This is a genomic window from Streptomyces resistomycificus (assembly GCF_001514265.1).
Lineage (GTDB): Bacteria > Actinomycetota > Actinomycetes > Streptomycetales > Streptomycetaceae > Streptomyces > Streptomyces resistomycificus.
Genome location: NZ_KQ948992.1, coordinates 241,572 through 255,993, shown reverse-complemented (window position 1 = coordinate 255,993; position 14,422 = coordinate 241,572). Strand labels below are relative to the sequence as shown.

General features: G+C 72.2%; 13 protein-coding genes. 4 read left to right on the top strand and 9 right to left on the bottom strand.

The genetic code is table 11. The features are described 5' to 3' along the window. The first annotated feature begins 32 nt into the window (after positions 1-32). Together AQJ84_RS19400 and AQJ84_RS19395 are read left to right on the top strand one after the other, a co-directional pair. On the top strand, positions 33-827 hold the full coding sequence (locus AQJ84_RS19400) for an ABC transporter ATP-binding protein (RefSeq protein ID WP_053191100.1): 795 nt from the start codon (positions 33-35) through the stop codon (positions 825-827). Beyond that, positions 800-2,431, top strand: coding sequence for a hypothetical protein (locus AQJ84_RS19395; protein WP_051870096.1), 1,632 nt, complete (start codon positions 800-802; stop codon positions 2,429-2,431). The genes AQJ84_RS19400 and AQJ84_RS19395 overlap by 28 nt, the downstream gene beginning before the upstream one ends. Positions 2,432-2,449: 18 nt before the next feature. Here AQJ84_RS19395 and AQJ84_RS19390 read toward each other — a convergent pair whose 3' ends face one another. Next, on the bottom strand, positions 2,450-3,343 hold the full coding sequence (locus AQJ84_RS19390; RefSeq protein ID WP_030042489.1) for an alpha/beta fold hydrolase: 894 nt from the start codon (positions 3,341-3,343) through the stop codon (positions 2,450-2,452). Between the two features lie 600 nt (positions 3,344-3,943). Further along, positions 3,944-4,636: a metal-dependent transcriptional regulator gene (locus tag AQJ84_RS19385; protein ID WP_030042490.1), complete on the bottom strand. Its 693-nt coding sequence runs from the start codon at positions 4,634-4,636 to the stop codon at positions 3,944-3,946. Between the two features lie 225 nt (positions 4,637-4,861). Here AQJ84_RS19385 and AQJ84_RS19380 point away from each other — a divergent pair, with 225 nt between their 5' ends. Continuing rightward, a complete protein-coding gene (locus AQJ84_RS19380; protein WP_030042491.1) occupies positions 4,862-5,617 on the top strand; it encodes an SIS domain-containing protein in 756 nt (251 codons plus the stop codon). Positions 5,618-5,682: 65 nt separating this feature from the next. Here AQJ84_RS19380 and AQJ84_RS19375 read toward each other — a convergent pair whose 3' ends face one another. The 3 genes from AQJ84_RS19375 to AQJ84_RS19365 all read right to left on the bottom strand — a co-directional run bounded on the left by AQJ84_RS19375 (position 5,683) and on the right by AQJ84_RS19365 (position 9,131). Then, positions 5,683-7,086, bottom strand: a complete 1,404-nt coding sequence (locus tag AQJ84_RS19375; protein ID WP_053191098.1) for a PAS domain-containing protein — start codon at positions 7,084-7,086, stop codon at positions 5,683-5,685. A 151-nt stretch (positions 7,087-7,237) separates the two neighbouring features. After that, positions 7,238-7,690 carry a GNAT family N-acetyltransferase gene (locus tag AQJ84_RS19370; RefSeq protein ID WP_030042494.1) on the bottom strand — a complete coding sequence of 151 codons (453 nt, stop codon included), beginning with the start codon at positions 7,688-7,690 and terminating at the stop codon, positions 7,238-7,240. Positions 7,691-8,030: 340 nt separating this feature from the next. Further along, on the bottom strand, positions 8,031-9,131 hold the full coding sequence (locus AQJ84_RS19365; RefSeq protein WP_030042495.1) for a citrate synthase 2: 1,101 nt from the start codon (positions 9,129-9,131) through the stop codon (positions 8,031-8,033). Between the two features lie 233 nt (positions 9,132-9,364). On the opposite strand from AQJ84_RS19365, the gene pdxH reads away from it, so the two are divergent. Then, positions 9,365-10,051: a pyridoxamine 5'-phosphate oxidase gene (gene pdxH, locus AQJ84_RS19360; RefSeq protein ID WP_030042496.1), complete on the top strand. Its 687-nt coding sequence runs from the start codon at positions 9,365-9,367 to the stop codon at positions 10,049-10,051. Positions 10,052-10,085: 34 nt separating this feature from the next. Here pdxH and AQJ84_RS19355 read toward each other — a convergent pair whose 3' ends face one another. From AQJ84_RS19355 to AQJ84_RS19340, 4 genes are read right to left on the bottom strand one after another with little or no spacing between them, the layout of a single operon-like run. Next, positions 10,086-10,784 (bottom strand): TetR/AcrR family transcriptional regulator, encoded by a 699-nt coding sequence (locus AQJ84_RS19355; RefSeq protein WP_225889109.1) that lies wholly within the window; start codon positions 10,782-10,784, stop codon positions 10,086-10,088. Next, positions 10,772-11,515 carry an enoyl-CoA hydratase family protein gene (locus AQJ84_RS19350; protein WP_030042497.1) on the bottom strand — a complete coding sequence of 248 codons (744 nt, stop codon included), beginning with the start codon at positions 11,513-11,515 and terminating at the stop codon, positions 10,772-10,774. The genes AQJ84_RS19355 and AQJ84_RS19350 overlap by 13 nt, the downstream gene beginning before the upstream one ends. Next, the gene (locus AQJ84_RS19345) at positions 11,512-13,080 is read right to left on the bottom strand and encodes a 4-coumarate--CoA ligase family protein (RefSeq protein WP_030042498.1); all 1,569 of its coding nucleotides are present in this window, start codon (positions 13,078-13,080) and stop codon (positions 11,512-11,514) included. Before AQJ84_RS19345 ends, AQJ84_RS19350 begins: the two co-directional genes overlap by 4 nt. A gap of 26 nt (positions 13,081-13,106) precedes the next feature. Then, a complete protein-coding gene (locus AQJ84_RS19340; RefSeq protein ID WP_030042499.1) occupies positions 13,107-14,246 on the bottom strand; it encodes an acyl-CoA dehydrogenase family protein in 1,140 nt (379 codons plus the stop codon). Positions 14,247-14,422 lie beyond the last annotated feature (176 nt).

The following is a 14,422-nucleotide window of genomic DNA, read 5'->3' as shown; positions in this document are numbered from 1 at the left end:
TTCGGAGCGTTGCCCCACCGTAGGGTTCAGGCATGACGTCGGGAGCAGTGGCGGGTACAGCCGCCGTACGGGTGCGCGGGCTGTGGAAGCGGTTCGGACAGCAGGTCGCCGTCGCCGGGATCGATCTCGATCTGCCCGCGGGCAAGTTCATCGGGCTCGTCGGGCCGAACGGCGCCGGGAAGACCACGACCCTCTCCATGATCACCGGGCTGTTGCGGCCCGACCACGGGTCCGTCGAGGTCGTCGGTCACGACGTGTGGCGGGATCCGGTGGAGGTGAAGGCGCGGATCGGGGTGCTGCCGGAGGGCCTGCGGCTGTTCGAGCGGCTGTCGGGGCGTGAACTGCTCGTCTACTCGGGGCGGCTGCGCGGGCTGCCCCGCGCGGAGGTCGACAAGCGGGTCACCCAACTGCTCGACGTCCTCGACCTGGCCGGTGCGCAGCACAAGCTCGTCGTCGACTACTCGACCGGCATGCGCAAGAAGATCGGGCTCGCGGCCGCGCTCCTGCACAACCCCGAAGTGCTCTTCCTCGACGAGCCGTTCGAAGGCGTCGACCCGGTGTCCGCGCAGACGATCCGAGGCGTGCTGGAGCGCTACACGGCCTCCGGCGCCACCGTCGTCTTCTCGTCCCACGTCATGGAGCTCGTCGAGTCGCTCTGTGACTGGGTGGCGGTGATGGCCGCGGGCAGCATCCGCGCCCAGGGCACGCTCGCCGAGGTCCGCGGCGAGGCTCCCACCCTGCAGCGCGCGTTCCTCGAACTCGTCGGGGCGGGCGGCCGCGACACCGGATCCCACCTCGACTGGCTGGGCGGCGGGGCCGCCCGGTGAGCACTTCTACCGCGTCCACCGCGTCCGTCACCCCTGTTGTCGTCCGGCTGAAGGTGTCGCTGCTGCGCAACGGGCTGCGGCAGTCCGGCGGCCGCCGCGCCGCCTACATCGCCTCGGCCGTCAGCGTGCTGCTGCTGACCGTGGTGCAGCTGATCGGCCTGATCGCGCTGCGCGGGCACGCGCACGCCGAGTCGGTGGTCGTGCTGCTGGTCGCGGTGCTGGCGGCGGGCTGGGCGGTCATGCCCCTGTTCTTCCCCGGCGGCGACGAGACCCTCGACCCCACCCGCCTGGTGATGCTGCCGCTGCGGCCCCGCCCGCTGGTACGGGCCCTGCTCACCGCCTCGTTGGTGGGCATCGGGCCGCTGTTCACCCTGTGCGTGCTGGCCGGCTCGGTCGTCGCGGTCGCGCACGGCGGTGTGGCGTATGTCGTCGCGGTCGTCGGTGTCGTGCTCGCGCTGCTGGTCTGCGTGGCGCTCGCGCGGGCCGTGGCAGCCGCCAACCTCAGGCTGCTGACCAGCCGTAAGGGCCGGGACCTCGCCGTGCTGAGCGGGCTGCTCATCGCGGTCGGCGCGCAGGTCGTCAACTTCGGTGCGCAGCGGCTGGGTTCGGGCGGGCTGGGCCAGCTCGACGGGCCGGCCGACGTGCTGAGGTGGGTGCCGCCGGCGTCGGCGATCGGCGCGGTGGACTCCGCGAGCGAGGGGTCGTACGGCGTCGCCGTCCTCCAGCTCGCCCTGACCGCCGCCGCCCTGGTGGGCCTGCTCGCCGTGTGGGCGCGTCATCTGGACCGGCTGATGACCGCGCCGGACGGCTCCACGCTCCAGGCCGCCGACTCCAAGGCCCGCGACCGGTCCTCGACCGGCCTGTCCCGGCTGCTGCCGGCCGGCCGCACCGGCACGGTGATGGAACGCAGCCTGCGCTATGTGTGGCGCGACCCGAAGACCAAGGCCGCCTGGGTGACCTCCCTGGCCATCGGTCTGATCGTGCCCCTGTTCAACGCCCTGCAGGGCACCGGCTCGATCTACTTCGCCTGCTTCGCCGCCGGGATGCTCGGCGTGCAGATGTACAACCAGTTCGGACAGGACACGTCGGCGTTCTGGATGGTCGCGATGACGATCTCCTCGACCCGGGACGCCTACGTCGAACTGCGCGCCCGCGCACTCGCCCTGCTGGTGATCACCCTGCCGTACGCCACCCTCGTGACCGTCATGACCACGGCGCTGCTCGGTGACTGGCCGAAGCTGCCCGAGGTGCTCGGACTGTCCTTCGCGCTGCTCGGGGCGATGCTGGCGACCGGCGCGTGGACGTCCGCGCGCTTCCCGTACTCCATCCCGCAGGAGGGCCACAGGAACGTGGCGCCCGGGCAGTCCGGGCTCGCCTTCATGGCCATCCTCGGCGGCATGGTCTCGGCGGCCCTGCTGTGCGCGCCCGTCATCGTCGGGACGATCTGGCTCAACGTCAGCGAGGGCGGCGACGACTGGAGCTGGCTGCTGCTGCCGGTGGGGACGGTCTACGGGACGGCGATCACGGTGGCGGGGCTGCGGCTGGCCGCCCCGCGCACGGCTCGCCAGCTGCCGGAGATCCTCACGGCGGTCAGCAAGGGGTGAGCGGGGCCGTCGGCGCCTTCAGCCCTTGAGGTGTTCCGCGACAACGGTGTCCAGGAAGGGCTCGACGGCTCCCCGCCACGCGTCCGGCTGGTCGTAGTGCACGAGATGACCGGCGTCGGCGACCTCCGCGTACTGGCCGCGGGGCAGCACGCGGACCATCTCCTGGGCCTCGGCGCGGCCCAGCTCGCCGTCGAGTCCGCGGACCACCAGGGCGGGGCACCTGACCTGGGCGAGCTCCTCCCAGTGGGCGTCGTACACCCAGGTCTGCCGGGACTCGAGCATCTGCTCCGGTTCGAAGACGGGGCGCCAGCCGTCCGGGGACTCGTGCATGACCTCGGCGTAGAACTCGCCGCGGGACGGGCTCGGGCGCTCCACCCAGGGGTCGTCCTCGCCGAACCACCTGCGGACCTCGGCGAGTGTGTTGAAGGGGACGGGCCAGGCCTTGAACCAGTCCTCCCACTCGCGCTGCGAGGCGGCGCCGATCGCGGAGGCCCGCATGTCGCAGATGATCACACCGCGGACCAGGTCGGGGCGCTTGGCGGCGAGCTGCCAGGCGGTCAGGGCACCCATCGCGTGGCCGATGAGGACGGCCGGCCCGAGCCCGAGCTGTTCCAGGGCGGCCTCGGCGTCCTCGACGTAGGCCTCGCGGGTGTAGGCGGCCCGAGGGGGTTTCTCGCTCTGTCCGTGGCCACGCTGGTCGAGGGCGACGGCACGGTGCCGCTCGGAGAGCCAGCGGGCGGTGGCCGCCCAGTGCGAGGCACGGCCCATCAGGCCGTGCAGTAACAGCACGCCGGGGGCCTGTTTCTCGTCCGTCGGCTGCTTCGTGGGAGGGTCGGGCTTGGGAGGGTCGCCGAACTCCCAGGCTGCGAGGCGTACGCCGCCCGCCCCGGTCACGTCGATGCGTCGCGCCACTGGTCCTGGCACCCCCCTAGCTCCGCTCGGACCGCTCGCTCCCGCTCGAGGCGGCGGTCCTGTGAACCGCGTCCTGCCCTGCCGTGTCTGTCGTTCCTACCCACACCCCTGAAGCGCACGATCCGTGCGATGCGTCACGCAGACTATCGAATACCCATTCGAGAATGCTGTTCTCGCCGACAACACCCCTCGTTCGAGTGACCACCCTCAAGGAATGATCGCCGCAGCCGAGGGGAGATCTTCAACGGGAGGCGGACCGCTCGGGGAAAACGGTCCGAAGGGGATGACCCTGAGAGCTCGGGGCTCCGGGTCAGCACAGGGGAGGACAGGCCCCGGCGCCATAAGGCGCCGGGGCCCTCCGCACGTCTGCGGCACATCTTCCCGCCCCCTCCCCGGCCGGTCGCGACATCGCTGCCGGACCACGGCCAAGAGCCCTCAGGTCATATGCCTCACGCGACAGCCTCGCACGGGAAGCGTCCGAGCGCTGCGATTCGGCACAGTGAATCTCGGAGGCGACGTGATCGCCAGGAGACCACAACTGCCCCACCGGTCTCGGAAGTTGAGACGGCGGAGGTCAGGGCCGCTCGCCCCACCGGCCGGTCAGCGCTTCGCGACGAACACGTGCGAGGCCACGTCCGCCTCCAGCTCCGCCGCCTCACCACCGCTGCCGACGAGCACCCCGCCCGGCGACTCCGTCACGCTCACCACCGAGCCGGGCTGCACACCCGCCCGACGCAGCGTGTACATCAGCTGCGCGTCCGTCTGGATCGGCTCGCCGATCCGGCGCACCACGACCGTCTTGCCCTCCACCCCCGGGTCGAGGTCGGCCAGCGACACCATGCCCTCGTCCAGGAAGGGGTCGGCGCCGTCCTTCTCGCCCAGCTCCTCCAGCCCCGGGATGGGGTTGCCGTACGGCGACTCGGTGGGGTGGCGCAGCAGCTCGAGGACCCGCCGCTCGACGGCCTCGCTCATCACGTGCTCCCAGCGACAGGCCTCGGCGTGCACCTGCTCCCACTCCAGACCGATCACGTCGACGAGCAGACACTCGGCGAGCCGGTGCTTGCGCATCACCCGCGTGGCGAGCCGGCGGCCCTCGTCCGTGAGTTCCAGGTGACGGTCGCTGGCGACGGCCACCAGACCGTCGCGCTCCATCCGCGCCACCGTCTGGCTGACCGTCGGTCCGCTCTGGTCGAGTCGCTCGGCGATCCGGGCGCGCATGGGGACCACACCTTCCTCCTCCAGCTCGAGGATGGTGCGGAGATACATCTCCGTGGTGTCGATCAGTCCGGACATACGTGCCCCTTGATGAGATCTGCCGGAAGCACGACAGCTTCCCGGCTTGTGCGCTGGCCCTGACACCAATTCTGCCGGATACCGATGACAAGCGTGCCGCGCCGTCGCCACGAAGAGGCCCCGGGCGCGTGGCACCGGGCATTCCAACCCCGTATTGACATCCCACTGGTCCAGACCGCACCGTGATCCGCGACACAGACTCACGACGCTCCGAAGGGGCTCCGCATGAGCGACAGCAAGCCGGCCGGGCAGTTCCTCGACGCCGCGATCGGCCTGCTGCAGCGGGTCCGGGACGAGGAGGCCGGGAACATCGAAGCGGCCGGCGTGCTGCTCGCGGACACCGTCGCAAACGGCGGCCGGCTCTTCGCCTTCGGCGCCGGGCACTCCTCGCTCCCCGCCCAGGACGTCGTCTACCGGGCCGGCGGTCTCGCCCTCATGAACCTGCTGGCCGTCCCCGGTGCCGTCGGCGTCGACGTCATGCCCGCCACGCTCGGCTCCGCCCTGGAGCGCGTCGACGGCCTGGCGAGCGCCGTCCTGGACTCCTCCCCGCTCCGCGCGGGCGACGCCCTCGTGATCATCTCCCTCTCCGGCCGCAACGCCCTCCCGGTCGAGATGGCGTCGCACGCCCGCGCCCTGGGCGTGAAGGTCATCGGCGTGACCTCGGTGGCCTACGCCACCGAGACGACGTCCCGGCACGTGTCCGGCACGTACCTCAAGGACCACTGCGACCTCGTCCTCGACTCGAAGATCGCCGTCGGCGACGCGGAACTCACCCTCGACACCGTCCCGGCGCCCTTCGCCCCCGCCTCCACCGTCGTCACCGCGGCCCTCCTCCAGGCGGTCATGGCCACCACGGCGAGCACCCTGGCCGACCGCGGCATCGAGCCGCCGCTGCTGCGCTCGGGGAACGTGGACGGGGGACACGAGTGGAACGGGCGGGTGTTCGAGGAGTACGCAGAGCGGATCTTCTACCGGCGCTGATCCCCGGCCCCTGCCCGGGGCAGCCTGCCCGGGCAGCCCGGCCCGTTACTCCCGCCCCGGCTCCGCTACCCCCGCCCCAGCACCTCGGCCAGATCCAACGCCGACCCGATCCGCACGGCGACATCCTCCGCGTACACCGCGTCCTGCCGCTCGAACCGGCTCCGCCCGGCCCCCCGCAGAAACGTCACGACTCCGAGCGTCCGGCCGCGGCTGCGCAGCACCGCGCACAGCGCGTGCACCGCGTCCGGCGGCCACTGCCGGGCCTCGGCCCACTCACGGGCCTCCTCCGCCCGCACGGCCCCCACACTCGCCCGCACCGACCCGGCCCGCTCCACGCACTGCAACGCCGGATGCCCCTGCCCGTACCGCACCGGCAGCCCCGCCTGCCCCGTCAGCAGGCTCGGCCCGGGCGCCCCGGAGGGTGTCGCCACGACCCGGACCAGCCGTACGGAGTCGGTCTCGCCGTCCGCCACCGCACCGCCCGCCACCCGGTCGACCAGCGCGTGGTCGGCGAACCCGGCGAGCGCGAAGTCCAGGTGGACGGCGGCCGCCTCCCGCGGGTCCTCGCACTCACCGGCGGCCCGGGCGGCCCGGTGCAGCTGATTGGTACGGAACCGCAGCAGCGACGCCTCCTGCTCGCCCTGCTTGCCCTCCGTGACGTCCTGGAAGAGCCAGCCCACGCCGAGCGGCACGGGTTCCTCCGTGAGCGGTGACGCCAGCCGCACGAAGCCGCAGCGCCAGCAGCGCCGCTGCTCGCCGTCCGGGGTGCGCACGCTCACCCAGATCTCGGCGGGCGCGGGCGGCGCTCCCTCCGCCAGCACATGGGTGAGCGCGCTCTCCAGCTCCTCCACACCCTGGGCGAGCAGGTCCCCGAGAGGGCGCCCCAGGACGGACGTACGCCCGATGCCCAGCGCCCGGGCCGCGTGCGCGTTGACCACGGCGGGGCGCAGATCCGCGTCGACCAGCACGACACCCCAGGACGCGTCCTCGAACAGGGCCTCGCTCAGCGCGATGGACCGCTCCAGGTCGATCTGCGTGTGCACCTCGCTGAAGGCGCAGTACAGCCCCGCGGGCTTGCCGTCCGGCCCGCGTACGGCCGCCGACTGGGTGCGCACGAGCACCCGGCCGCCGTCCTTGGTCAGCAGCGCGAACTCGTGCACCTGGCGGCCCGGGGCGTGCATGGCGGACAGCAGCCGCCCCTCCACCTCCTCGGCGTCGGCGCTGCGCACCGCCCACCCGGCGAACCCGTGCCGCCCGACGGCCTCGGCGGCACTCCATCCGAGGATCCGCTCGGCCTCGCGGTTCCAGTGCGTCACCACGCCGTCCGCGTCGAAGGCACACAGGGCCGCGTCCATCCCGTCGAGCAGCGCGGCCAGCAGATCCGAGCCGTCCGAGCCCTCCGGGCCGTCCCGCTCGGGCTCGTCCGGCCCGATCTCGTCGGTGGTCCCACTACGCCGGGAAGCACTCACCTGGACCCCCTGCAGGCTGCCGCGTCCGCACGTACGGCACGTCGGTTCACTCACTGGCAATCATCTAACGTGAACGTGACGCAGCACACACCGGGTTCCCACAAGATTGAGGGAATCGTTGTGCGCCGGTCCCGTCCCGGTGCCCTCACCTCTACCCTGCGGCCCGCACCAGCCGCAGGTCCAGCCACAGATCGGTTTCCCCGTCCAGCACGTACCGGTCGACCTCCACGAACCCGCAGACCTCCGCGAACCGCACCCCGTCGTCATTGGCGGCCAGCACGCACGTCTCGATCACCCGCGCCCCCAGCACGCGCGCGTGGGCGAGCCCCTTCTCGTAGAGCGCCGTCCCGAACCCCCGCCGCCGGAACCCGGGCAGCACGCGCGCGATGACGGTCGCCACGCCCTCCTCGCCCTCCGGTGGCCGCACGGTGGAACAGCCGACGAGCTCCTCACCGAGATACGCGTTCTCCAGCCGGTACCGTCCACTGCGCTCCCGCACCTCGTCGAGCCCCATCGCGGCGGGCGGCACGATCACGTTGTGCACGTACCGCCACTGCTTGAGCATGCGGTCACCGTCGACCACGTCGATCCGCAGGTCGGCCACCACACCCACTCCCCTCGTCGGAAGACATGAAATTCACGGGAACCGGCTTCACCGGAAAAAAACGGGTTGATCCGTGCCCGGCCGCTTCCTAATGTGTGGGGCACGCCGAAAGGAGGTGATCGGGTACATGAGTGAAACCCGGACGCGCGAGGTGGCTGCGGGCTAGCGGCCCGTCACCACACCGAGTGCGGTGCCGGACCAGCGTGTGCGAGAAACACGCAGCCGGCCCAATCCCAATGCAGTCACCCGACCCGCGAGCTCGCCGGTACGTCCGGCCGGCTTCTCCGCCGTCAGGCGGAGGACCCGAGCTCGCGGGTCGTCTGCGTTCCCGCCGGCGGGCTCAGCGCGCGATGTCGCCGTAGCCCTCGATCTCCCGCGGGTCGCGGGTGCCCGGGCCGATGTAGCGGGCGGAGGGGCGGACGAGACGGCCGGTGCGCTTCTGCTCCAGGATGTGGGCCGACCAGCCGGCCGTACGGGCGCAGGTGAACATCGACGTGAACATGTGGGCCGGGACCTCGGCGAAGTCCAGGATGATGGCGGCCCAGAACTCGACGTTGGTGGCCAGGACGCGGTCCGGGCGGCGGGCGTGCAGCTCCGCCAGGGCGGCCTTCTCCAGGGCCTCGGCGATCTCGAAGCGCGGGGCGCCGAGTTCGCGGGCCGTGCGGCGCAGGACGCGGGCCCGCGGGTCCTCGGCGCGGTACACGCGGTGGCCGAAGCCCATCAGACGCTCGCCCTTGTCCAGGGCCCGCTTGACGTACGCCTCGGCGTCGCCGGTCCGCTCGATCTCCTCGATCATGTGCAGGACGCGGGAGGGGGCGCCGCCGTGCAGCGGGCCGGACATCGCGCCGACGGCTCCGGACAGGGCCGCCGCCACGTCCGCACCGGTCGAGGCGATCACGCGGGCCGTGAAGGTGGAGGCGTTCATGCCGTGCTCGGCGGCGGACGTCCAGTAGGCGTCCACGGCCGCCACGTGCTTGGGGTCGGGCTCGCCGCGCCAGCGGATCATGAAGCGCTCGACGACGGACTGCGCCTTGTCGATCTCCCGCTGCGGAACCATGGGCCTGCCCTGGCCGCGCGCGGACTGGGCGACGTAGGACAGCGCCATGACGGCGGCCCGGGCGAGGTCCTCGCGGGCGCGTTCGGCGTCGATGTCCAGCAGCGGCTTCAGGCCCCAGACGGGCGCGAGCATGGCGAGCGCGGACTGGACGTCCACCCGGATGTCACCGGAGTGCACGGGGATGGGGAACGGCTCGGCGGGCGGCAGGCCGGGGTTGAAGGCTCCGTCGACGAGCAGTCCCCACACGTTGCCGAACGAGACGTGCCCGACGAGGTCCTCGATGTCGACGCCCCGGTACCGGAGTGCGCCGCCTTCCTTGTCGGGTTCGGCGATCTCCGTCTCGAACGCGACGACTCCTTCGAGTCCGGGTACGAAGTCGGACATCAGGCGGCTCCTCGTGATGGTTGACGGCGTCCGCCGCATGGATCCACGGTCGTCTCCGAGACTCGCGGTCCTGGGCGGTACCACTGTGATGCCCCACGCGGCCGGCGGTCACCCAACCGAGAGGGACTCAGCACGATAATCCCCGGGTGCCACCCTTGGGGAGAGGTTGCGGCACTCAGTGCCAGCCAGTGATCAAGGACACCGTGCCGAACGGCGTCCGCCCATACGGCAGGATGACCGGGGTGACCGACCGAGACGACGCCTTCGATCCCTCCCTCGATCCTGCCGCCATGCGCATGCAGTACCGGGCCGAGGGCCTGGCCGAGGCCGATCTGGCCGCCACCCCCGTCGAGCAGTTCGCGCGCTGGTTCAAGCAGGCGGCGACGGAGGGGCGCCTCTTCGAGCCGAACGCGATGATCGTCTCGACGGCGGACGCGGAGGGCCGGCCCAGCTCGCGCACGGTGCTGCTGAAGCACTTCGACGAGCAGGGTTTCGTCTTCTACACCAACTACGACTCCCGCAAGGCCCACGACCTCGCCTCGAACCCGTACGTGTCGCTGCTGTTCCCGTGGCATCCCATGGCCCGCCAGGTCATCGTCACGGGCGTGGCCCGGCGCACCGGGCGGGACGAGACCGCCGCGTACTTCCGCACCCGGCCGCACGGCTCCCGTCTCGGTGCCTGGGCGAGCGCCCAGTCCTCGGTGATCGCGAGCCGCGCCGACCTGGAGTCGGCCTACGCGGAGCTGGCCGCCCGTTATCCGGAGGGCGAGCCGGTTCCGGTGCCGGCGCACTGGGGCGGGTTCCGGGTGGCGCCGCAGGCGGTGGAGTTCTGGCAGGGCCGGGAGAACCGGCTGCACGACCGTCTCCGGTACGTGGCGCGGGCGGACGGCAGCTGGCAGGTGGAGCGGCTCAGTCCGTAGCCCGTGCGTGGTCCGGGACGCTCGGTCCTCTCCGTCAGCCCAGCGCGTCGTCCAGGAGGGCCGCCCACTGGGTCAGGACCCGGTCCCGGCGGCCTGCGTCGTCGGTGAGGAGGTTGGCGAGGCCGAGGCCCCGGGCCATGTCGAGCAGGCCTTGGACGGTCTCGCGTACGCCCGGGCGGGACTCGTCGGCGCCCAGCAGGTCCACCGCGATGCGGTGGGTCTCGCGGCCGACGCGGGCCTCCAGCTCCGTCACCCGCGGGCGCAGTTGCTCCTCGTTGGAGGCGGCGGCCCACAGCTGGAGGGCGGCCCGGAACAGGGGGCCGGTGTAGAGGTCGACGAGCGCGGACACGACGGCCCGGCGGTCGTCGGCGGCCGTGCCCTGCGGGAACAGGGCGCGCAGGGCGGTGGAGCGTTCTTCGGCGACGTACTCGACGGCGGCGGTGAAGAGGTCCTCGCGGGTCGGGAAGTGGTGTTGCGCGGCGCCGCGGGAGACGCCGGCGCGTTCGGCGACGACGGAGACCGTGGAACCCGCCCAGCCGTGTTCGGCGAGGCAGGCCACGGCGGCCGCCAGCAGGCGCTGCCGGGTGGCCCGGCTGCGGTCCTGTTTGGGCACGCGTTCGACGCGGTCGGCACGGTCGGCACGGTCGGCGCGGTCTGTGCGGTCTGTGCGGTCTGTGTGGTCGGTGTGGTCGGTGTGGTCGAGGTCGCCGGTGGCCGTGTTCACAGCACCCATGCGGGATCCCGTCGTTCGAGGAAGGCCGTCATGCCCTCGCGGGCGTCGGCGGAGGCGAACAGGCGGGTCGAGAGCCGGGCCAGTTCGCCCGCGTCCAGGTCGAAGGCCTCCAGCACCTTAGCCGTGAGCAGCTTCTTCGTCTCCGCCAGGGCGTGCGGTGCGGCCCGGCGCAGGCCGTCGAGGACGGGGGCGAGGACCTCGTCGACGTCGGCGTGGTCGCCGGCCGCGGTGAGGAGGCCGATGCGGGCGGCCTCGGCCGGGCCGAAGGTCTCGCCGGTGAGGTAGTAGCGGGCCAGGGCGCGGGGGTCGACGCGCGGCAGGAGGGGCAGCGAGATCAGGGCGGGGGCGACTCCGACGCGGACCTCGGTGAAGGCGAAGGTGGCGGTGCCGGCGGCCACCGCGATGTCGCAGGCGCCGAGCAGGCCGAGGCCGCCGGCCCGTACGTGGCCGGTGACCCGGGCCACGACGGGCTTGCGCAGTCTGACGATCTGCCGGAGCAGGGCGGCCAGTGCCTTGGGTTGCGGCGGGTCGCGCAGGTCGGCGCCCGCGCTGAAGGTGTTGCCGGTGTGGGTGAGGACGACGGCGCGTACGCCGTCGTCCTTGCCGCACCGCTTCAGCGCGTCGGCGAGCTCGTGGACCAGCGGCGCGGACAGGGCGTTGCGGTTGTGCGGCGAGTCCAGGGTGAGGGTGGTGATGCCGCGTTCGTGCGTGGGGTGGGCCAGGGCCGTCACGTGCGCTCCCTGAGTCGCCGGCGCAGGATCTTGCCGGAGGCGGCGCGCGGGACGCCGTCGATGAAGGTGACGTGGCGGACGCGCTTGTAGGGGGCGACGCGTTCGGCGACGTACATCATGACCTCTCCTTCGGACAGGTCGGTCGCGGTGGGCTGGCGGACCACGTAGGCGTGCGGGACCTCGTTGTGGTCGTCGTCGTAGACGCCGATGACGGCGGCGTCGGCGATGCCGGGGTGGGTGAGGAGCAGTGCCTCCAGTTCGGCGGGGGCCACCTGGAAGCCCTTGTACTTGATGAGTTCCTTGACGCGGTCGACGACGAAGAGCCAGCCGTCGGCGTCGACGTGGCCGACGTCCCCGGTGTGCAGCCAGCCGTCGGGGTCGATCATCTGGGCGGTGGCGTCGGGGCGGCCCAGGTAGCCCTTCATGACCTGGGGGCCGCGGATGAGGATCTCGCCGGACTCGCCGACGCCCAGGTCCTTGTCGGGGTCGTCCAGGGAGACGATCCGCATCTCGGTGCCGGCCACGAGCTTGCCGACGGTCCCGGCGGGCGCCTTCCGCATGGCGTCCAGGGGGACGACGTGGGTGCCCGGGGACAGCTCCGTCATGCCGTACGCCTGTCCGACGGGCGGCAGGCCGAGTCGCTGTGAGCAGGCGGCCGCGAGTGACGCGTCGAGGGGGGCGGCGGCGCTGAGGATGTACTTCAGGGAGGACAGGTCGTACTGCGCGACGAGGGGGTGTTTGGCGAGGGCGAGGACGATCGGCGGGGCGACGTACAAGCCGGTGATGCGGTGGTTCTGGATGGCCGCGAGGAACGTCTCCAGGTCGAAGCGGGGCAGGACGACGACGGTGGCGCCGTTGCGCAGGGGGCCGTTCATGAGGGCCGTCAGCCCGTAGATGTGGAAGAAGGGCAGGACGGCGAGGATGCGGTCGCCTGGGCCGTTGGACAGGGCGGGTTCGAGCTGGGCGAGGTTGGTGGCTATCTGGCGGTGGGTGAGCATCACGCCCTTGGGGACGCCGGTGGTGCCCGACGAGTACGGGAGGGCCGCCACGTCCTCCTCGGGGTTGATGTCGACGCGCGGCTCGGGCGCGGCGGACGCCAGCATGTCGATGAGTGAGCGGTGCCCGGGGGCGCTGTCGCAGACGAAGATCTCCCGGACGCCGCCGGCGAGTTCGGCTGCCCTGCGGGCGGTCTCCAGGAGCGGTGAGACGGTGACGATCCAGCGGGCGGCGGAGTCGGTGAGCTGCTTGGCGAACTCCTCCGGCGTGGCGAGCGGGTGCACGGTCGTGACGGAGGCCCCCGCGCGCGTGGCGGCGTAGAACGCGGTCGGGAAGGCGACGGTGTTGGGGCTGTGCAGGGCGAGGACGTCGCCCTTGCGGACGCCTGCCTCGGCGAGGGCGGCGGCGACCCGCCGGTGGAAGCGGTCCAGCTGCTCGTAGGTGAGGGTGGTGCCGTCGGTGCCGTCGATCAGGGCGGGCGCGTCGCCGAACTCGGTGGCGCGGCCCAGCACCGCTTCGTGGATGGGGAGTGCTACGGGCGGGACGTCTGCGTACTCGCTGCGGAACATGGTTCCTCCTCGCGCGACACGGCCGGTCAGTACGACTTGGGCAGGCCCAGGGTCTGGTGGGAGACGTAGTTGAGAATCATCTCCCGGCTCACCGGGGCAATACGAGCCACGCGGGCGGCCGTTATCAACGAGGCGAGCCCGAACTCGCGCGTGAGGCCGTTGCCGCCGAGGGTGTGCACGGCCTGGTCGACCGCCTTCACACAGGCCTCGCCGGCCGCGTACTTGGCCATGTTGGCGGCCTCCCCCGCGCCCACGTCGTCCCCGGCGTCGTAGAGGTGGGCCGCCTTCTGCGTCATCAGGCGGGCGAGTTCGAGGTCGATGTGCGCCTGGGCGAGGGGGTGCGCGATGGCCTGGTGGGCGCCGATGGGCGTGTTCCACACGGTGCGGTCGCGGGCGTAGGTGATGGCCTGTGTGAGGGCGTAGCGGCCCATTCCGATGGCGAAGGCCGCCGTCATGACGCGTTCGGGGTTGAGGCCGGCGAAGAGCTGCAGGAGGCCGGCGTCCTCGTCGCCGACGAGCGCTTCCGCGGGCAGCCGTACGTCGTCGAGGGTCAGCTCGAACTGCTTCTCCGCGGCGGTGAGTTCCATGTCCAGCTGTCGTCGTTCGAAGCCGGGGGCGTCGCGGGGGACGATGAACAGGCAGGGCTTGAGGCGGCCGGTGCGGGAGTCCTCCGTGCGGCCGACGATGAGGGTGGCGTCGGCGATGTCGACGCCGGAGATGAAGACCTTGCGGCCGGTCAGGAGCCAGTCCCCGGTGTCCGGGTCGCGGCGGGCCGTGGTGGTGATGCGGTGGCTGTTGGAGCCGGCGTCGGGTTCGGTGATGCCGAAGGCCATGGTGCGGGTGCCGTCGGCGAGGCCGGGGAGCCACGCGCGTTTTTGGTCCTCGGTGCCGAAGCGGGCGATCACGGTGCCGCAGATCGCCGGTGAGACGACCATCATGAGGAGAGGGCAGCCGGTCGCGCCGAGTTCTTCGAGGACGAGGTGGAGTTCGGCGATGCCGCCGCCTCCGCCGCCGTACTCCTCCGGGAGGTTGACGCCCAGGTATCCGAGTTTGCCTGCTTCCGCCCAGAGGGCCTCTCGGTCGTGGTTGCGGCCGTGGCGTTCGCCGAGGGTGCGTACGGCTGCGCGGAGGGCCTTGTGTTCGTCGGATTCGATGACGGGGCTCATGCGGCTCCTTCGTCTGCGGGTTCGTTGGGGCTGGTTGCGCAGTTCCCCGCGCCCATGGGGGGCTGAGGGCCGCCCTCGGCTGCGGGTTCGTAGTGGCTGGGCGCGCAGTTCCCCGCGCCCCCGGGGGGGGGCTTAGGGCCAGCGTCGGCTGCGGGTTCGTTGGGGCTGGTTGCGCA